Origin of the sequence: Parageobacillus caldoxylosilyticus, assembly GCF_019272935.1 — a bacterium.
Taxonomy (GTDB): Bacteria; Bacillota; Bacilli; order Bacillales; family Anoxybacillaceae; genus Saccharococcus; species Saccharococcus caldoxylosilyticus.
Map to the genome: position 1 here is coordinate 2,447,496 of NZ_CP040553.1, position 20,316 is coordinate 2,467,811.

The 20,316-nt window shown below is 44.0% G+C and carries 16 protein-coding genes and 1 other annotated feature; of the genes, 10 read left to right on the plus strand and 6 right to left on the minus strand.

All coding sequences use genetic code 11. The features are described from left to right. Window positions 1–4: 4 nt before the first annotated feature. Complete coding sequence (locus tag BV455_RS12500; RefSeq protein ID WP_017434938.1) at window positions 5–637, minus strand: GNAT family N-acetyltransferase; 633 nt, start codon at window positions 635–637, stop codon at window positions 5–7. A gap of 174 nt (window positions 638–811) precedes the next feature. On the opposite strand from BV455_RS12500, the gene acsA reads away from it, so the two are divergent. Next, window positions 812–2,527, plus strand: coding sequence for an acetate--CoA ligase (gene acsA, locus BV455_RS12505; RefSeq protein ID WP_017434939.1), 1,716 nt, complete (start codon window positions 812–814; stop codon window positions 2,525–2,527). Between the two features lie 38 nt (window positions 2,528–2,565). Here acsA and BV455_RS12510 read toward each other — a convergent pair whose 3' ends face one another. After that, the gene (locus BV455_RS12510) at window positions 2,566–5,313 is read right to left on the minus strand and encodes a transglycosylase domain-containing protein (protein WP_218687247.1); all 2,748 of its coding nucleotides are present in this window, start codon (window positions 5,311–5,313) and stop codon (window positions 2,566–2,568) included. Window positions 5,314–5,475: 162 nt separating this feature from the next. Then, window positions 5,476–5,698: a binding site (T-box leader), on the plus strand. 45 nt (window positions 5,699–5,743) lie between these two features. Between BV455_RS12510 and tyrS the strand changes: the two genes are divergently transcribed. Then, a complete protein-coding gene (gene tyrS / locus BV455_RS12515; RefSeq protein ID WP_042407658.1) occupies window positions 5,744–7,003 on the plus strand; it encodes a tyrosine--tRNA ligase in 1,260 nt (419 codons plus the stop codon). 72 nt (window positions 7,004–7,075) lie between these two features. On the opposite strand, the gene rpsD is transcribed toward tyrS, so the two are convergent. After that, the gene (gene rpsD, locus BV455_RS12520; RefSeq protein ID WP_017434942.1) at window positions 7,076–7,678 is read right to left on the minus strand and encodes a 30S ribosomal protein S4; all 603 of its coding nucleotides are present in this window, start codon (window positions 7,676–7,678) and stop codon (window positions 7,076–7,078) included. A gap of 334 nt (window positions 7,679–8,012) precedes the next feature. Here rpsD and BV455_RS12525 point away from each other — a divergent pair, with 334 nt between their 5' ends. Further along, window positions 8,013–9,890, plus strand: coding sequence for a sensor domain-containing diguanylate cyclase (locus BV455_RS12525; protein WP_042407652.1), 1,878 nt, complete (start codon window positions 8,013–8,015; stop codon window positions 9,888–9,890). A 51-nt stretch (window positions 9,891–9,941) separates the two neighbouring features. Here the strand turns inward: BV455_RS12525 and BV455_RS12530 are convergent, their stop codons facing one another. Beyond that, the gene (locus BV455_RS12530; protein ID WP_017434944.1) at window positions 9,942–10,421 is read right to left on the minus strand and encodes a GAF domain-containing protein; all 480 of its coding nucleotides are present in this window, start codon (window positions 10,419–10,421) and stop codon (window positions 9,942–9,944) included. Between the two features lie 35 nt (window positions 10,422–10,456). Further along, the gene (gene hisJ, locus BV455_RS12535; RefSeq protein WP_017434945.1) at window positions 10,457–11,281 is read right to left on the minus strand and encodes a histidinol-phosphatase HisJ; all 825 of its coding nucleotides are present in this window, start codon (window positions 11,279–11,281) and stop codon (window positions 10,457–10,459) included. 197 nt (window positions 11,282–11,478) lie between these two features. Between hisJ and ezrA the strand changes: the two genes are divergently transcribed. The 5 genes from ezrA (at window position 11,479) to mbcS (ending at window position 17,732) form a co-directional block, all read left to right on the plus strand. After that, window positions 11,479–13,182, plus strand: coding sequence for a septation ring formation regulator EzrA (gene ezrA, locus BV455_RS12540; protein ID WP_042407648.1), 1,704 nt, complete (start codon window positions 11,479–11,481; stop codon window positions 13,180–13,182). 155 nt (window positions 13,183–13,337) lie between these two features. Beyond that, the gene (locus BV455_RS12545; RefSeq protein ID WP_042407644.1) at window positions 13,338–14,483 is read left to right on the plus strand and encodes a cysteine desulfurase family protein; all 1,146 of its coding nucleotides are present in this window, start codon (window positions 13,338–13,340) and stop codon (window positions 14,481–14,483) included. Between the two features lie 5 nt (window positions 14,484–14,488). After that, entirely contained in the window at window positions 14,489–15,694 is a 1,206-nt protein-coding gene (gene thiI / locus BV455_RS12550; protein WP_017434948.1) for a tRNA uracil 4-sulfurtransferase ThiI, read from the plus strand. An 80-nt stretch (window positions 15,695–15,774) separates the two neighbouring features. After that, the gene (locus BV455_RS12555; protein ID WP_042407640.1) at window positions 15,775–15,984 is read left to right on the plus strand and encodes an alpha/beta-type small acid-soluble spore protein; all 210 of its coding nucleotides are present in this window, start codon (window positions 15,775–15,777) and stop codon (window positions 15,982–15,984) included. Window positions 15,985–16,142: 158 nt separating this feature from the next. Beyond that, a complete protein-coding gene (gene mbcS / locus BV455_RS12560) occupies window positions 16,143–17,732 on the plus strand; it encodes an acyl-CoA synthetase MbcS (RefSeq protein ID WP_218688046.1) in 1,590 nt (529 codons plus the stop codon). Between the two features lie 81 nt (window positions 17,733–17,813). Here mbcS and BV455_RS12565 read toward each other — a convergent pair whose 3' ends face one another. Then, the gene (locus tag BV455_RS12565) at window positions 17,814–18,617 is read right to left on the minus strand and encodes an NAD kinase (RefSeq protein WP_042407635.1); all 804 of its coding nucleotides are present in this window, start codon (window positions 18,615–18,617) and stop codon (window positions 17,814–17,816) included. Between the two features lie 130 nt (window positions 18,618–18,747). Here BV455_RS12565 and sppA point away from each other — a divergent pair, with 130 nt between their 5' ends. Together sppA and BV455_RS12575 are read left to right on the plus strand one after the other, a co-directional pair. After that, window positions 18,748–19,758: a signal peptide peptidase SppA gene (gene sppA / locus BV455_RS12570; protein WP_061578751.1), complete on the plus strand. Its 1,011-nt coding sequence runs from the start codon at window positions 18,748–18,750 to the stop codon at window positions 19,756–19,758. Window positions 19,759–19,771: 13 nt separating this feature from the next. Beyond that, on the plus strand, window positions 19,772–20,251 hold the full coding sequence (locus BV455_RS12575; RefSeq protein ID WP_042407631.1) for an RDD family protein: 480 nt from the start codon (window positions 19,772–19,774) through the stop codon (window positions 20,249–20,251). The last annotated feature ends 65 nt before the right edge of the window (window positions 20,252–20,316 follow it).

Sequence of the window (20,316 nt, forward strand, 5' to 3'; positions counted from 1 at the left end):
ATTTTTAATACATATACCGATTCATAAAACGAAGGCGGTCGAATTTTTGAATAGACTCTTGATCGACCCGTTTGCCGATGCGGGCCATTAAGCAGTTGGCCGGATGGGAACAAATTTCTGGATCATCGGTAGCATACCAAACAAGCCCGCCGGCGTTCATCATTTTCTCCATCACTTTCCGGTATTCCCATACGGTTAGCCCTGTCCCTTTTAAATCCCAATGCCAGTAATATTCGGTAGTAATGATAATATAATCTTCCATTGCGTCATCCATCATCGATACAATCAGTAAATTTTTCCCTACTCCATAACCGCGGAACTCCGGAATGACTTCAATCGCGCCCAGCTCGATTAAATTTTCCATGTTTCCTTCTGACCAACGTTCAAGCGGATCGGGGTACAGAAACGTTACGTAGCCAATAATCGTGTGATGATGACGGGCGATAATGATTCTTCCTTCTGGCAGCTTCGCAATTTCGATCAATGCTTGATGCTGCTGAGGAGGCTGGCGGAAGGATGTCAGGTCATGGTGAAATTCATAACTTGCTAGTTTCTCAGCCGATATCGGGCCTTCAATAATCAGCGTTCCTTTTGGTGTTTTTAATTCTTTGGCATTATACGTTTTTTTATGTTCCATTCGGTCACCACCTGGATAGGTCTTTCTTCTTTCATTATACATAAAAAGTAAATAGATAAACGGATTTCAAAAAAATTTCAAAAAAAATGTCATGCAAATATTTAAAAAATTGAGAATTCAACTTTTGTATACTATAATAGAATTGTAACCACTTACATAAGGGGGATTAGGAGAATGAAAACAGAAGTGCTACCGGTCGTACAAGGGGATTATAATTTAAAAAGTTACGAGGACACATATAAACATTTTGATTGGAAAGAAGTAGAGAAAGAGTTTTCCTGGTTTGAAACCGGCAGAGTCAATATGGCGTATGAAGCGATTGACCGCCATGCGGAATCGTTCCGCAAAAATAAAGTAGCGCTTTATTACCGCGATGCATCGAGAAACGAAAAATATACCTTTAAAGAAATGAAGGAAATGTCCAATAAAGTAGCCAACGTGCTGAAACAAGTGGCGGAAATTGAAAAAGGAGACCGTGTATTTGTATTTATGCCGCGTTCTCCGGAATTGTACTTCGCCGTACTCGGAATCATTAAGACAGGAGCCATTGTCGGTCCGCTGTTTGAGGCGTTTATGGAAGGAGCGGTGCGCGACCGCCTCGAAGATAGCGGGGCAAAGGCGATCGTCACGACGCCGGAACTGCTGCCGCGCGTTCCAGTCAACGATCTTCCGGAATTAAAATATGTTTTCCTCGTCGGGGATAACATTGTTGAAGAAGGTCCGTATATCGACTTAAAGAAACGGATGAATGAGGCGAGCAAGCACTTTGATATCGAATGGGTCGACCGCCAAGACGGCTTGATTTTGCATTATACTTCTGGCTCTACCGGAAAGCCAAAAGGAGTTTTGCACGTTCATAACGCGATGATTCAGCACTATCAAACGGCAAAATGGGTGCTGGATTTAAAAGAAGACGATATTTATTGGTGCACAGCAGATCCAGGATGGGTGACAGGCACTTCTTACGGTATTTTCGGTCCATGGTTATGCGGAGCATCGAATGTGATTGTCGGCGGCCGTTTCAGTCCGGATGCCTGGTATCAGACGATTCAAGATTTCGGCGTGACAGTATGGTATAGTGCACCGACGGCGTTTCGCATGTTAATGGGAGCTGGGGATGAAATTGTTAAAAAATATGATTTAAGCTCTCTTCGCCACATCCTTAGCGTTGGCGAGCCGTTAAACCCAGAGGTGATTCGCTGGGGAATGAAAGTATTCCAGCGCCGCATTCATGATACATGGTGGATGACGGAAACGGGCGCGCATCTTATCTGTAACTATCCATGTATGGAAATCAAGCCAGGTTCGATGGGCAAACCGATTCCTGGTGTCAAAGCAGCTATCATTGATGATCAAGGAAACGAACTGCCGCCATACCGGATGGGGAACTTAGCGATCAAAAAAGGCTGGCCGTCGATGATGAAAACGATTTGGAACAACCCGCAAAAATATGAATCGTATTTCATCGGCGACTGGTATGTTTCCGGCGACTCCGCTTATATGGACGAAGACGGCTACTTCTGGTTCCAAGGACGTGTCGATGACGTTATTAATACGTCAGGGGAACGCGTCGGTCCGTTTGAAGTCGAAAGCAAGCTAGTCGAACATCCAGCGGTAGCGGAAGCAGGTGTCATCGGTAAGCCGGATCCAGTGCGCGGGGAAATCATTAAAGCATTTATTTCGCTTCGGGAAGGATATGAACCATCCGAGGAATTGAAAGAAGACATTCGCCAGTTTGTCAAAAAAGGATTGGCGGCACATGCAGCGCCGCGGGAAATTGAATTCCGCGACAAACTTCCAAAAACGCGAAGCGGGAAAATTATGCGCCGCGTCTTAAAAGCGTGGGAGCTTAACTTGCCGACAGGCGATTTATCGACGATGGAAGATTAAGAAAAAGCTGATCGGTTTCGATCAGCTTTTTCGCTATTTTAATCTTTTTGTTTTTCAGGCGTTTGTGTTTTTTCTTTGGCTTGGTTCGCGGCGCCAGGCAATGGAGCTGCAACCGTATTGGACGGCGCCGACTCCTTGCCGCTGATATCCACAGCTGTGACGTAATAGGTCGCTCCAGGCTGCAGCTTGGCAAAGGACAGCGTTTTTCCAGCTTTGACGACCGCGACAACTTGGGGCGGCGCGCCGCCTTGTCCAGTGCGATATACGCGATAGCCAATCACATCGTGTTCCGAATGCGGCTGCCAAGTGATGGTGGTTCCATTTGCTAGATGGATGGCCGGTGGTGCCGGGATTTTTCCATTTTCTTTTAACTCATTAACAAACAGCATCCCATTCCATTCACTAGCGCTTGAACGATTCATTCCCCATCTTTTCAATACTTCCCTATTTAAAATAACTCCACTGGAAACAAACTCGCTCGGTGTTGTATCAAGCGCGGCGTACCGCTTGCCGTTTACTTCAACGAAGCGTCCTTCAATCAAATACTGTTCTTTTCCTTGTTTTGGCGTAAATTTTGTGTTGTACAAGTCATAGCTAACTAATCCGGCTTTTTGGCACGCATTGGACGGAGTAAGCCCTGAAACGGTACAATAGGCTCTCCGCACGATGCCGCCGGGCATGTTGAAGCGATTGTTTGGCGCGATGAGCTGCGGATTAACATCGTAGGCGGAATTCATTAATTGCGCCCATAACAGCTGAGTTCGTTTGCTATAAGATAGTCCTCTGTACGTAGATTGCAATGGTGCAGGTGTATCGTATCCCATCCACACTCCAAATGTCACGTTTGGGTTTGTTGCCACAAACCATGAGTCTTGTTGATTTTCGCTTGTCCCTGTTTTTCCAGCCCAATCCGCTTGGAATTTTAAATAAGACCGGAGAGAAGATGCTGTACCGCCGCGAATGACATCCCTCATCATATCAATCATTAAATAGGACGTCTGCGGAGAAAAAACAGGAACGGGATCGCTCTGATGTTCATAAATGACTTGTCCATCATTTGATACGATTTTTTCGATTAAATAAGCGTCTACAAACGTTCCGTAATTAGCAAAAGTAACATAGGCGTTGACATTTTCCTCGACGGTTACCCCTGTGGAAGTTCCGCCAATCGCTAAGGCGATGTGGTTTTCCTCTGTTTTTGCCACGCTGGTAATGCCCATTTTATGCAGATATTCTACTGGATGTTGGTTCATGATCTTCATATAAGTGCGGATCGCAGGGATGTTATAGGAATACTGTAAAGCGCGCCGCGCCGAAACGAGGCCGTGCGTTTTTCCATCTGCATTTTTTGGTGTATAACCATTAACCCTCAATGGCATATCTGGAATGACGGAACCGGGCTGGACGATGCCCATCTCCATTGCCGGTGCGTATACAAGCAGCGGCTTCATCGTCGAGCCGTTCGACCGATATGCTTGTGTCGCGTGATTGAGTTGCTCCCGTTTGTAATCTCTGCCGCCGACAAAGCTAATGATTTTTCCAGTTGAATTTTCAATCAAAATCGCACCGACTTCGACAGGCTCGCGCTTGGCAACCATTTTTCCCGTCTCTTTGTCTTTTACATATTGAATTTTGTCATCGCCGTAATAGCGGTAATCGGCCACTACTTTTTGCATGCGGTCGTAAATCGTTTTGTCGATCGTTGTGTAAATATTGTATCCGTTTTGGCGCAGCTGTTTTTCCGCTTTTGCTACATATCGTTCGTGAAGGGATGCATTTTGCAACAGCTGCTCTTTTGTATACCCATCTTTTTTGGCTAATACCTCGGCCAATACTTCTTTAGCGCGTTTTTCGATTTCCATCGTCAGCCACGGATATTTTTCAAACGGTGACGGTTTTGGCGGTGCAAAATGTTTGGCGACATTGTATTGCAACGCTTCTTGATATTGTTTTTCGGAAATATATCCCGCCTGCTTCATTCGATTCAATACCGTCTTCATCCGGTGCAGCGCCGGAGATAAGTCTTTTTTCACATTGCCGTCGCTTGTAAACGGAGTATACACAAACGGGCTTTGCGGGAGGCCGGCTAAGAATGCTGCTTGGGCTAGATTTAAATCTTTGGCGTCTACGCCAAATACTCCCTGAGCAGCCGCCTGGATGCCGGCGATATTGCGTCCTGATGCGTTTCGGCCGAATGGGACGACATTTAAATAAGCTTCTAAAATTTCATTTTTACTAAAAAACTTTTCAAGGCGAAGGGCGAGCAATATTTCTTTTGCCTTTCGTTCAAATGATACTTCATTCGTCAATATTTGATTTTTGACAAGCTGCTGTGTCAGCGTGCTTCCGCCTGTTTGTAGCGGCGAGTTCGTCGCTTCCTGAAACAGCGCGCGAATGATCGCTTTTGGAACAACTCCGTGATGTTCGTAAAAGTATTCGTCTTCCGTTGCTGTAATCGCTTTAATTACATACGGAGAAACATCTTGTAATTTGACTTCCTCCCTTTCTAGATCAGAGCGGAAATTGCCGAGATAAACGTTATTGGCAAAGTAAATATGCGACGTTTCTTCGTAGTCGTAAATATCCCTTTTCATCTCCTTATAGGAAGGGATGGGCATGTCTTTTACCAAAGAAGCGAAATACCCAGCGCCAAGACCGACGGCAAAGCATATGAGGCAAAGAATAAGAATGAAAAAAATAAGGAAAAGATTCCAAACGACTTCATATGTAATAAAAAAATAGCGCCATGCCTTCTCTAGGGAAAATGTTTGCTTTTTATGCTCCATGAGCACCCCCCTATACAACGAATAATATAAATAATTATATCATATTTTTGTTGAATATTGCGGCATTTTGTCATTTTTTCACCTATTTTGTATACGAGAAAAACTCGATTTGACAAACCAAGAAAAGTTGTGGTAAAAAAGTGTATAGCATAAATGACATAGGACAAAGCGATGACAGGAACAAGTAGTGTTTATCTCCCTGTTTCAGAGAGCTAGTGGTCGGTGCGAACTAGCACATAGATAAACGCGAATTACCTCCTCGAGCAGCTTTTGCGAACGGCAGTAGCCAAGTAGCAAAAGACGGCGTGCGCCGTTATCCAAATGAGGTGAGAAAGCGCGAAGCTTTCTAAGTAGGGTGGTACCGCGGTTGTCACTCGTCCCTTCACTTGGGGGCGAGTTTTTTATTTTATAAAAAAGAGGTGGGGTAAAGATGGATTTACTGCAAGAGCTTGAGTGGCGCGGACTCATTAACCAAGCTACCGATATGGAAGGGCTGCGCCAGCTGTTAAATGAGGGAAAGGTAACATTATATTGTGGATTTGATCCAACGGCTGACAGTTTGCATATCGGGAGTTTATTACCGATTTTGACGCTACGGCGATTTCAGCTAGCCGGCCATCGTCCAATTGCGCTTGTCGGCGGCGCAACGGGATTAATTGGAGACCCAAGCGGAAAAAAAAGCGAGCGTACATTAAATCCAAAAGAAACGGTGCAACAGTGGAGCAATCGGATTAAAGAGCAATTGGCAAGATTTTTAGATTTTGATGCGAAAGAAAATCCGGCGAAAATCGCCAACAACTATGACTGGATTGGCTCGCTCGATGTGATTACTTTTTTGCGCGATGTTGGAAAGAACTTCGGGCTAAACTACATGCTGGCCAAAGAATCAGTACAATCGCGCATCGAAACTGGTATTTCGTTCACCGAATTTAGCTATATGATTTTACAAGCTTTTGATTTTCTTAAATTGTATCAAACAGAAAATTGCCGCTTGCAAATCGGCGGCAGTGACCAATGGGGAAATATTACGGCCGGGTTGGAATTGATTCGCAAAACCGAAGGAGAGGCAAAAGCGTTCGGATTGACAATTCCGCTCGTGACGAAAGCCGACGGGACGAAATTCGGAAAAACAGAGAGCGGAACGATTTGGCTTGATAAAGAAAAAACATCCCCATATGAGTTTTACCAATTTTGGATTAACACCGATGACCGCGATGTCATTAAATACTTGAAGTATTTTACTTTCTTATCCAAAGACGAAATCGAGGAACTTGAGCGAAAACTGCAGGAAGCTCCTGAACAGCGGGCAGCGCAAAAAGCGCTCGCGGAAGAAATGACAAAACTGGTCCATGGCGAAGATGCGCTCAAGCAAGCGATTCGTATTTCCGAGGCGCTCTTTAGCGGCAGTGTGTCGGAGTTGTCCGCAGAGGAAATTGAACAAGGGTTTAAAGATGTCCCTTCTTTTGAATATGAAGGGGAAGAAGTTCCGTTAGTAGAACTGCTTGTCATGGCGAAAATTGTGCCATCGAAACGGCAAGCGCGGGAAGACATTGCCAATGGCGCGATTTATGTCAACGGCAAGCGCGTGCAAGACATCAATGCCGTCATCGCCAAAGAAAACCGCATCGAAGGGCGCTTTACGGTCATTCGCCGCGGGAAGAAAAAATATTACTTAATCCGTTACAAATAAATCCTGGCAATGCCAGGATTTATTTATGAAAAAAATATCCCTTCAGAGCCTTCTCTGAAGGGATATCGTTCATTAACGAGAGTAGAACTCAACGATTAATGCTTCGTTAATTTCCGCCGGTAATTCGGAGCGTTCAGGTAAACGAGTATACGTGCCTTCCATTTTGTCTGCATCTAATGTTAAATAATCAGGAACAAAGTTGTTTGCTTCCAATGCTTCTTTAATGACTTGAAGGTTACGCGATTTTTCACGAACCGCAATCGTTTGGCCAGGTTTTACGCGATAGGACGGGATGTCAACACGATTTCCATCGACTAAAATGTGACCGTGCGTGACAAGCTGGCGTGCTTGACGGCGAGTGCGCGCAAAGCCTAAACGGTAAACGAGGTTATCTAAGCGGGACTCTAACAAAATCATAAAGTTTTCCCCGTGTTTACCAGGCATTTTGCCAGCTTCCTCAAACGTTTTGCGGAATTGGCGTTCGTTTACGCCATACATATGACGAAGTTTTTGTTTTTCTTGCAATTGCAGACCATATTCGGAAAGCTTTCTGCGTTGACCTGGGCCATGCTGGCCTGGCGGATAAGGACGTTTTTGCAACTCTTTACCTGTACCGCTTAACGAGATTCCAAGGCGGCGGGAAATTTTCCACGTTGGACCTGTATAACGAGCCATTTATTGCTCCTCCTTTTGCTTTTATTCGGGTAAAATAAAAGCAGACGTGCATCAACAATTATGGCCATTTTGTTTTCATGTATCCTCGCTCTAGCAGCTAAGAGTTACACGATACACCTCGATATTCGAGGAACAAAATGGAACCATAAAGGTGAGCACTAAGGCTGCTATATTTTACACAAAGGGTATTATATGATTTTTATCAGATAAAGTCAACATTTTATTTCCCTTATTTCGAGATAATATGCTATAATAAAAGATGTAATTTTTAGAAAAGTCTTGTTATCACTCCATTCTAACTGGAATGAGAACGTCAGTCTAGGTGAAAAGGGCGATGAAACTAGAAGAAGAGAAAGTATATGAGGCCTTTAAGCAAAAATTTTTTCATTGGTTTTTAACATATGAGGGTTATGATAATTTTTCCAGCGTGATAAAAGAGTTGCTGCTGCTGCTGAAACGAGAACTTATGATGGAACAAGTCTCTTTTTTTATGTTTGATCCTTTAAGCAAAACATTTTATCCGGAAGCGATGACAGAGCTGGAAACAAGCCGCTCTCCTTTCGTTCCCTCTGACTTGCCGGTTGATATAGCGGCGATCGCAGATGATGAACAACGAGCGATTCAATTTTGTGAGGATGGAGAATATACCACCGCGCGCATTTTTCTTCACCTTTCGGAAGAAACAATCGGAATGTTGCAATTTGTGTATCCTCGCCACTTACCTATAAGCGAGCAACTATTAAAGAAAATCAGGCAAGATTTTTCTATGCTGTTCCAAAAACTTCGCATCATCTCCCAAGGACTTAGTAATGAAAAACGTTATGAACGGTTGCATCAGTTTGCGGCAAAAATTCATTCTTCCATGCAAATTGATAACGTATTAGAAGAAATTGTTAATACGCTTAAGCAAGTATATCCATCTTTTACATACCGCTTGCTTTTGTCGCACGATAATCAGCACTGCGATTATTTGCCGATCAAAACACTTGAATTTGATGAAAGTGCGGAAAATATGGCGGCATTGCAAGCATTTTTGACAGGAAGAATTCAGCTTGAAGACTCCATTTCGCTGCGTCGCTCCATTTTATATGCACCAATTAAAGGAGGACAAGGTGTTTACGGTGTGATTCAAATTACGGCTCCGTACATTATGAAATTTCCAAAAAAGGAAATTAATTTTATTTCGCTGTTAGCGAATACAGCTGGGAGCGCTCTCGAAAATGCCAGGCTGTATGAACAGTCACGCCGTCTTGTTGCTGATTTGCAACTGATTAACGAATCGATGCATCAGCTTAATACGAATTTGCGTCTGCAAGATGCAATTGAATTTATGGTAAAGCAAATTAAGCAGTCTTTTTGCGCCGATGAAGTCGGTTTTTTCTTGTTTGAGGGAAAAAAGCGGAAACTGCTGCCTGGAAGCACTCCATTTTTTCAGTCTCGGCAAGCGAAGAAGTATGTGGAATTTGTCGAAAGAAAACTGAAAGCAGAAATGGATATTATTTTTGTTGGGGATGCGGATGTTCAAGCTTCTCCGGCTGTTCCTGTTTATCGCTCTTTAATGGCTGTGCCGATGGTGCAAAATGGGGCGATGAAAGGGATTTGTATTGTGTTGCATCATAAACCGTACCATTTTACATTTGAAATGTTTAAATTGCTGCAGTCCCTTATTCAACATTCTACCCTTGCATTTATGAATGCGATTTTAAGAGAAGAGCTGGAAAAGCTGGTGGTCACCGATTATTTGACGAAGTTATATACACGGCGGTACTTAGATGAACAACTAAAACAATCGATGCGCCATCATACATTTGGCACGCTTATTTTAGTGGATATTGACAATTTTAAGCAAATTAATGACACATACGGGCATCAAGCGGGAGATGAGGTGCTCGTGCAAGTGGCCAATATTATTCGCACCAATATTCGTTCGAGCGACATCGGCGCCCGCTGGGGCGGGGAAGAGCTCGCCGTTTATTTGCCGAAAGTGTCATTGGCTACCGGCATTTCAGTCGCCCATCGTCTTGCCGAAAAGGTAAGGACGGGGACACATCCTCCCGTAACGATTTCGTGCGGTATTTCCTATTGGAAAAAAAATCGCCTGGAAGAAGTAGACGATTTATTTAAACGGGCGGATGAGGCGCTTTATATGGCAAAAAGGACAGGAAAAAACTGCATCTTCGTCAAGGATTATGTCCATCAATATAGAGCATAGAAAGGAATCCGAATAGGCGGATTCCTTTCTTCACACTTGTTGTTTCCTCGTCTATAACGTGGAAATAATTGTCTCAACGAATTTCTCTAAATATTGCCCATCTGTTTCATCAAAGCGGTTTTTGATCGGGCTGTCAATATCCAGAACGCCGATGACGTTTCCATCTTTCGTCATTGGTACGACGATCTCTGACTGGGATGCGGCGTCACACGCGATATGCCCCGGAAAAAGGTGAACATCTGGAACGATGATGGTTTTTTTGTTTTTGGCAGCAGTGCCGCATACACCTTTGCCGAACGGAATGCGCACGCAGGCGGGAAGTCCTTGGAACGGTCCTAGCACAAGCTCGTCGCCTTCGGTCAAATAAAAGCCGACCCAATTAATTTCGTGCAAAAAATGATTCAATAAGGCCGCAGCATTGGCCAAATTGGCGATGAAGTTTGTTTCTCCGTCGATTAATGAGCGCAGCTGCTGAATAACCAACTCATAATTTTCTTCCCGGGTTCCGTTGTAAGCAGTAACGTGAAACAATATTGTTCCGCCTCCTTTATTTTATGGAGTTAATTTTATGGCGATGATGAAAACTTGTCAAACGAAAACGCTTCTTTGATCATCTCGTCTGCACCCTGGTGCAAATCATCCGCACGGTGCGCGTCTGAACCATAAATGATGCGGATGTTTCGCTTCATTGCCTCACGAATAAATTCATTTGGCGGATAAGGCTGTAAACAGAGCGGCTTTGTGACTCCCGCACCGTTGTAGTCGATTTCATAGCCGCGTTCTTTTATTTCATCGAGGATCTGCAACACTAGCCCGTCCATCGAAACCGGGCATGGAAACTGTCTTTGGAACTTGCGGACGAGTGTAAGATGGCCAATGCGTTTCGGCTTATATCGGCCAAGATTGGCGCGGATGGACTGTAAAACGGTATGGTAATATGTTTTATATACGTTGTCGATGGTGCTAAATAACTGGACGATATCGCCAAACATTTCCGGACTGTAATCGATGCAGACATACTGACCTTTACAGTAAAGAAAATGGACAGACAAAATGCTGTCATCTAAGAAAGAACCGACCTCTTCTAAAAACCGTGCTGTTTTTTCTTCAAATCCAGGGATAAAGTCGACTTCAAGTCCGGTATGAATGATAATATCATTTCGATAACGGGCTTTTATATCGTCAAGTGCTGTGAAATATTGATCGAGCTGTTCGCGGCGCATCGCGCTATCTTGATATGGCGTCGGATCGGTAAATCCTTCTGGAAGCGGTGCATGTTCGGTAAAGGAAATTTCTTTGTAACCAAGCGCAATGGCCCTTTCCACATAGCGTTCTAATGGATCGCTGCTTCCATGCGGACAAAATGGGGTATGAATGTGTCCGTCGCGCACAACGGCTCCCTCCTAAATTGTATAATAGAAAGAAAAATGAGGATTTCTGTAAAAAAAATAAAAATTTTGGTCAAAAAAATGTCGATAACATGGTATCATAAAAACATTGAAAAAACATTATGTAAATATGTTTGCCTGCTCGATTCATCTCATTTTTCGTTTATGAGTAACTCGAGTGCAAGGAGGCTAGTGATTTGATGAAAATTATAGTTATTGTTTTGCTCTTTCTTGCGGGAGCAATAATATATAACCATATGTACCGGAAAAAAATGTATCGCGAAATTGACCGCTTGGACGCATGGAAAATAGCGCTGATGAACCGGCCGGTGCCCGATGAACTTTCGAAAGTGAAGCAGTTGAACATGACAGGGGAAACAGAGCGTCTGTTTGAACAGTGGCGGCAAAAATGGGATGATATTGTCGCTGTTCAACTGCCGGATGTGGAAGAAAAATTATTCGATGCGGAGACGCTGCTTGATAAATACCGCTATACGCAGGCGAAAGCGCTGCTGCGTGACATCGACCAATGGCTGCGTCAGATCGAAGAAGAAGTGCAATTAATGATTGATGAAGTACATGAATTAATTGGCAGTAAAGAACAAAACCGCGTTGAAATAGAAGAATTGCGTGCGATGTATCGGGAGGCGAAGAAAACGCTGCTCGCTTACCGGTATACGTTTGGCGTTGCAGCAGCAAAGCTCGATGAAAAATTGGAAGAAGCGGAGACTTTATTTAAAAAATTTGAAGAATTAACCGCAACGGGAAACTATTTGGCTGCAAGGGAAGTGGTTCATTCCTTAAAAAAAGAGCTAAGTGAAATGAAAGCGATGATGAACGAGATTCCAGAATTGCTGACAGAGTGCCAGACAACGATTCCGGCACAGCTGGAAGAGCTTTTTGACGGATATCAGGAAATGGAGCAAGGAGGCTATATTCTTGACCATTTACAAATGGAGCAACAAATCAAGGAAAAGCGGGAAAAAATCGAACAATACGTACAGATGATTCGCGATTTGCGGATTGAAGAAGCAAAACAAGGGATTACTGAATTAAAAGAAGAAATTGATGCTTTATATGATTTGCTGGAAAAAGAAGTGCTTGCTCATCAATATATAAAGACAGAAGTGCCCCGTATCGAAGAAATGTTACATATGCTGAATGAAGAAGCGAAGGAAACGAGTGAAGAAACGTTATTTGTGCAGCAAAGCTACTGTTTACCTGCAAAAGATATAGAAAAATATCGCAGCATTGAAAAGCAAATACACCAGTTAAGAAAGCGGTTTGACATCATTCAGACCCGCATTTTCGAAGCGAAAACGGCATATTCGCTTTTAAAAGAAGAACTGGAACAGCTTGTAGCGCAAATAGAAATAATGAAAGAGGAGCATGAACAGTTTCGTGAAACGTTGCAAGCGTTGCGCAAAGATGAGTTGGTTGCCCGCGAAAAATTAGAGGAAATGAAGAAAAAATTGTCCGAGGCGCTGCGGCTTGTGCAAAAAAGCCGATTGCCAGGGCTTCCGGAGTCGTATACGCTGCAGTTGTCCGAGGCAAAAGGCCGTTTGGAAGAAGTGATGTTGCGGCTTGAAGAGAAACCGCTCAATATGCCTGCTGTCAACGAAGCGCTCGAAGAGGCAAAAACAACCGTTCAGCGCCTATACGAATGGACGGAGGAAATGATTGAGCAAGCTTCGCTCGTGGAAAAAGTAATTCAGTACGGAAATCGTTATCGCCGCCGTTACCCGGCTGTGCAGGAGGGGCTGGAGGAAGCAGAATCTTTATTTCGCCATTACGATTATGAGCAGGCGTTAGAGCAAGCGGTAGCCACTTTAGAAAAGGTGGAGCCTGGCGCATTTCAACGTGTTCAGCAAATGTTTCAGGAAGAGCGCTCGAGTGAGAAATAGTAAAGAGAACCGATGAATATCGCTGTATGCAAATAGATATTTATCGGTTTTTTTGTGAATAATGTAAATAAAATATATTTTGGTTGATGTTTCATTGCTTTCTTTATTATATTTACTAATGTATCATGGTGGACGATAATCGGAGGATGGACGTGATGATTTATTTAGATAATAGCGCAACAACAAAACCGTTTCCTGAGGTGATCGATTCGTTTGTCACTGTCGCAACAAAATATTTTGGCAATCCGTCCTCGCTGCATGAGTTAGGGATGAAGTCGGAGCGTCTCTTAACGCAGGCGCGCGAACAAATTGCCGCCGCTTTAAAGGTAAAGCCTAGTGAAATCGTTTTTACATCTGGAGGAACAGAAGCGAATAACTTTGCAATCAAAGGGGTGGCGTTTCAATATCGCCATCGCGGCAAGCATATTATCACGACGGCCATAGAGCACCCATCCGTATCGGAGCCTTGTCAGCAGCTGGAACAACTAGGATTTGAAGTGACGTATTTGCCGGTAAACGAACATGGGATGGTCACGGCCGAGCAAGTGAAAAAGGCGCTTCGCGAAGATACGATTCTCGTTTCCGTCATGCATGTCAACAACGAGGTTGGCGCGATTCAGCCTGTCGAGGAAATCGGAGCATTGCTGGCGCATTATCCGAAAACAATTTTCCATGTCGACCGTGTGCAAGGCATTAGCAAAGTGCCGCTTGATATGAAAAAAGCACGGATTGATCTGTGCACGATGTCAGCCCATAAGTTTCATGGATTGCGTGGGGCAGGCATTTTATACGTTCGTCAAGGCATTCGGCTCTCGCCGCTGCTCGCCGGCGGGGGGCAGGAAATGCAGCTCCGCTCTGGAACGGAAAATGTCCCGGCTATCGTGGCCATGGCAAAAGCGCTGCGAATCGCGCTGGAAAAATACGATAAACAAATCGATTATCTACATGAAGTAAAGCAAGCATGGCTGAATGAACTAAAAGCAATTCCAGAGATTCAAATCAATACCCCGGTGGAGCACTCCGCTCCTCATATCATTAATTTTTCATTAAAACACGGCATGAAGCCGGAAGTGTTTGTCCATGAGTTAGCGAAAAGCGATATTTTTGTTTCGACGACATCGGCATGTTCCTCAAAAAAGAAAGCGCCAAGCAAAACGTTGTTGGCGATGGGAGTGGGGGAAGAACGGGCAGAAAGCGGAATTCGCATCAGCCTTTCTTTTGAAAATACGCTCGAGGAAATTCCGATTGCCGTTGCTGCGATGAAAAAAGCTATTGAAAAATTAAGTGAGGTAACGAGGTAATTGCTATGAAATATGACCGCATTTTAATCCGCTATGGTGAAATGACGACAAAAGGCCGAAATCGCAACGTGTTTGTTCGCCGTCTAAAAAATAATGTTTCCAAAAAACTTCATATGTTTCCTAATATTCAAATCGAATACATGCGAGATCGCATGTACATTTTATTAAACGGAGAACCGCACGAACCAATTATTGAAAAGCTAAAAACTGTATTTGGCATTCATTCCTTTAGTTTGGCGATGAAGTGCCATAATGAATTAAACGAAATAAAAGAAACAGCGCTGGCAGCAGTGAAACAGCTTCCATACGAAGGAAAAACGTTTAAAGTAAGCGCGCGAAGAGTAGACAAACGATTTCCATATGGAAGTGACGAATTAAATCATGAAATCGGCGCTTATATTTTACGTAATACAGATGGATTAACCGTTGATGTCCATGATCCTGATATTAACGTCCGCGTCGAGGTTCGCCAAGATGGTACTTATGTGACATGCCGCGATATTTTCGGCGCCGGCGGTCTGCCGGTCGGGACAAGCGGCAAGGCGATGCTGATGCTTTCCGGCGGAATTGATAGCCCTGTTGCCGGATACTTGGCGATGAAGCGCGGCCTCGAGATTGAAGCGGTTCACTTTTTCAGCCCTCCGTTTACAAGCGAGCGGGCAAAACAAAAAGTGATTGATTTGGTAAAAAAATTAACGACGTACGGCGGGAAAATCAAACTTCATATCGTCCCATTTACCGAAGTGCAGCAGGAAATTTACAAACAAGTGCCAGATGAATATTCACTTATTTCGACAAGAAGGGCGATGTTAAAAATTACGGATGCTTTGCGCCGGCGCCAGCGAGCGCTAGCGATTGTCACAGGGGAAAGCCTTGGCCAAGTGGCAAGCCAAACGCTGGAAAGCATGTTTGTCATCAATGAGGTGACAACAACTCCGATTCTCCGCCCGCTTGTGTCGATGGATAAAGTTGAAATTATCGAGATCGCGAAAAAAATTGATACACACGATATTTCCATTCTTCCATATGAAGATTGCTGCACCATTTTTACGCCAAAATCGCCAAAAACCAAACCGAAAAAAGAGAAAGTGCTTCGTTATGAAAGTGCTGTCGACTTAGATCCATTGATAGAAAAGGCGATTGCCAATACGGAAACGATAGTCATTGATGAAGATTTCGAAGCGGAAGACGAGTTTGAGCAGTTATTCTAAATCTCAAAATTTACCAAAATGATGGATGCATGAAGCCATATGTTTTCACACATTCTATAGGTACAAGGAGGTGAAAGCATATGGCACGCAGCAACAATTCGAATCAATTACTTGTTCCAGGTGCGCAACAAGCTCTTGAACAAATGAAATATGAAATTGCCCAAGAATTTGGCGTCAAATTAGGCGCTGACACTACTTCTCGCGCTAACGGTTCTGTTGGTGGTGAAATTACAAAACGCCTTGTTGCGATGGCACAACAACAATTAGGCGGTACTCAACAAACATTCTAATTGAATATCATGGCTACAGAGGCGGGTTTTCCCCGCCTTTTATTATTTTAAAAAAATATTCAAAATATAATAATTATTTTGTATAATTGGAATAGCAAGCAATGAGATGGCGCCTGTTCATTGCTGAACGATTATGGCAAAGGGAGTGGGGAAAGCGCATGAAGCGGGAAGATTTCATCGCTCCGGAACGTTATAATTTAACGTCCGAGATCGAAAAACATGCGGTGGCTAATCCGAATAAGCTTGCTTTAAAGTGGGAAAATGAGCAAGGGGAAACACGAGAAATTACATATGGCGATTTAATCAAACGCGCCAATCAAATTGGAAGCGCTTTATTAAACCGCGGCCTTGAAAAAGGCGACAAAGTGCTCATTATGATGCCGCGCTTAATCGAAGCATATGCAGTATATTTAGGAACGTTAAAAGCGGGGCTGGTAGTCATTCCGAGTTCGGAAATGCTTCGCACCAAAGATTTGCAATACCGCATTTCTCACGGCGAGGTCAAAGCGATTATCACTTATGAGCCGTATGTCGATCAATTTGAACCGATCGAAAACATCGATCATATCGTGAAATTCGTCGTGGGACAAACAGAGCCAAACGGCTGGATCAATTTAGAGAAAGCGATGCAGGCGGAAAGCGATGTGCTTGCGGCAGCCGGCACATTCCGCGATGATATGGCGTTTTTATCATATACGTCGGGAACGACCGGAAATCCGAAAGGGGTCGTTCATTCGCACGGGTGGGGGTATGCGCATTTGCGCATTGCTGCGAAAAACTGGTTATGTATTGAAGAAAATGATCTTGTTTGGGCGACTGCCGGCCCAGGCTGGCAAAAATGGATTTGGAGCCCGTTTTTATCGACGCTCGGTTCAGGTGCCACGGGATTCGTCTATTATGGCCGGTTTGACCCGGAAAAATATTTGCAGCTGTTAAGCAAATACGAAGTAAATGTGCTTTGCTGCACGCCGACGGAGTATCGGCTGATGGCAAAAGTGCCAAACATCGGCGATTATCAGCTTCCTCATCTCCGCAGCGCCGTATCAGCCGGAGAGCCGCTTAACCGAGAAGTGATTGATACGTTTGAGAAATATTTCAACATTCAAGTCCGCGATGGGTATGGACAAACGGAAAATACATTGCTTGTCGGTGTGATGAAAGGAATGAAGATAAAGCCAGGCTCCATGGGCAAACCGACGCCAGGAAACATCGTTGAGATTATCAACGAAAACGGAGAGCCATGTGCGGTCGGTGAAGTTGGCGATATCGCCGTCCATGTCGACACACCAACACTGTTTAAGTGTTACTATAAAGATCCGGAAAGAACGGCGATGCAGTTCCGCGGAGATTATTACATTACAGGGGATAAAGCGAGAAAGGATGAAGACGGCTACTTCTGGTTTGAAGGGCGTGGGGATGATATTATCATCAGCTCCGGCTATACGATCGGACCGTTTGAAGTAGAGGATGCCCTTATCAAGCATCCGGCTGTCAAAGAATGTGCGGTGGTAGCGAGCCCAGATGAAATTCGCGGTCACGTCGTGAAGGCATTTGTCGTTCTCCGCGAAGGAGTCGACAAAAATGATCCGACGCTGATTCCAAAGCTGCAGGAGCATGTCAAGCAGCTGACCGCACCGTATAAATACCCGCGTAAAATTGAATTTGTCGACGATTTGCCAAAAACACCGTCGGGAAAAATCCGCCGCGTCGAACTGCGCGAGCGGGAATTGCGCCTTGCGCAGCAATAATCAAACAAAAAAGACTGTTTCGTGCACGAAACAGTCTTTTTATATTTAGGCAGCACATTTTTCGCGCTTAGCATGAATCTCTTATAAAAACATTCGTTTGACTTTGTCCCAGAATGAATTGTCTTTCAGGCGGACGGTCTTGATTACTCGGTCGCTTAGTTTAATATCGATTTTCTCTATATGTTGAATGCTTAATGCTTCGTTATCAAGGCCGATAATTGGAAAGTGGCTGGTTTCTTCCAAAATTTTTAATGTTAACTTTCTCGACCCACTTAAAATAAACGATGAGCCGAGCGTCCGGTAGCGGTTGTTGTTCAGCGACGCCAACTCGCTTACTTGAAAGCAGGGAAGAAGCGGATCAACGACCGCTCCATTTACCGATTTATTATATGCTGTACTTCCTGTCGGAGTCGAAACGATGATTCCGTCGCCTCGGAACGTTTCAAAATGCAAATCATCAATAAATACTTCCATCGCCATTGTTTTGATAATTTGCGAACGGATCGAACATTCATTTAAACAGAAAAACGAGGCCGCATCGTCAATGGTGACTTCAATCGTCGGATATTTTCTTACTTCGAGCTGCAAGTTTTTCGTTGCTTCTACCATATGATCGATGTCATCAATTTGAAAATCGCAGTAAAATCCACGTGAAGGAAGCGTAGAAATGCCGACGTATAAACAATCACTGCGAAACCCTGTCTGCCGCACCGCCTGCAAAAACGCGCCGTCGTCCCCAATGCTGATGATAATATTCGCTTCCTGATGATTGTCGACAACGATGAACGGACCTTGTTTGGCGAGTGCAATGAGCGGCTCTACCCGCTTGATTAGCTGTTCATCCCGCTTATAAAAAAAATAAAGATGATTTTGTCCGTCTGCCATGGCGGAGACCTCCTGTTGGTGTATTTTAGTGAATATGTAATTATGGTACAATAAAGGGAGTATACATTATTTAGTGTAACACTTTTGCAGTCAATCTAAAAATATCGTTGTTTTCGTAGGGGGAAAAAGAATGAACCGAAAGCGATGGATCGCTCTGGCAATCGCCGCTGCATTATTTGTCATTTCTGTGCTTGTTAATGTCATCACTACACTATTAACCAATGATGCGGAAAAATGGTCGGAAAACTGGCTGGCGCTGGCAGAGCAGGAATTTGGCGAAGAAGTCATCGAAGACGGAGATGCATTGCAAAAAATTGTCGTTCTTGAAGTGAACGGGGTGATTCAAGATACAGGGGATACCGAAACGCTATTTTCCGCATCGGGATATAACCATCCATCTTTTTTGCGAATGATTGAGCAAGCGAAAAAGGATGATACGGTCAAAGCGATTGTTCTAAGGGTGAATTCTCCGGGCGGCGGTGTGGTCGAAAGTGCGGAGATACACGACCAGCTGGTAAAGCTGAAAAAAGAAACAAAAAAGCCGATTTATGTTTCCATGGGAGCGATGGCTGCTTCGGGAGGATATTATATTTCAACGGCAGGAGATAAAATTTTTGCGAGCCCGGAAACGATTACCGGATCGCTCGGCGTCATTATGCAAAGCTTAAACTACGAAGGGCTTGCCAAAAAATACGGCGTCGAGCTCGTTACGATAAAAAGCGGGCCGTATAAAGATATAATGAATCCGGCAAGAAAAATGACGGAAGCAGAAAAGAAAATATTGCAGCGACTAATTCAAAATTCTTATGAGGGATTTGTGAAAGTGATTTCCGAAGGTCGACATCTCCCGGAAAGCGAAGTGCGGAAAATTGCCGATGGGCGTATTTACGACGGAAGACAGGCCAAGCAACTGCGTTTGATTGACGAGTTTGGTTATTTGGATGATACTATCGCTGCGCTGAAAAAAGACCATCATTTAGAGGATGCGCAAGTGGTGAAGTATACGGATGATTTTTCATTTGGTTCCCTGTTTCAAATGGCGCTAAATCGAAATGCGATGCCGAAGCATGAGGCAAGTGAATTAATTCGGTTGCTTTCAAAGCCGTCTTCGCCGCGTTTGATGTACTTATATGCGGAGTAAAGGAAGTGGAAAAATGACTGGAGAATATTTGCCTGTTCCTGTAGAAATCAGAAAAGAGGCATGCACGAACACGCATTCCCATATAAGGTATGCCGGGTTTTGGATGCGCCTCTGGGCGTATTTGCTTGATTTGCTCGTTGTCGGAAGCCTTAATCGGCTCTTGGTGTTTCCACTTTTTCATCTGCTCGGCATTCCAACGGAGAGAACGAATATGTTTGCGCCGGCGACGATTGTGACGACAGTGGTATTTTATACGTATTTTGTACTTATGACAAAGTTTTTTCAGCAGACGCTGGGAAAAATGGTGTTTGGTCTAAAGGTCGCCGATGAGTCGGGGAAGCCGTTGACATGGTCGACGGTGCTGTTTCGCGAAGTAATCGGGAAGTTTATTGCGAAAACAATTTTATTTATTGGTTTTTTGTTTGTTGCATTTTCGGAAAAGAAAAAAGGAATGCATGACCAGTTTGCTGATACGATTGTCGTTCATGAATAAATCTGCCTTTGCGGCAGGTTTATTTTTTTTGTACATGGTGACAATGGTATGTTGAAGGGGAGTGC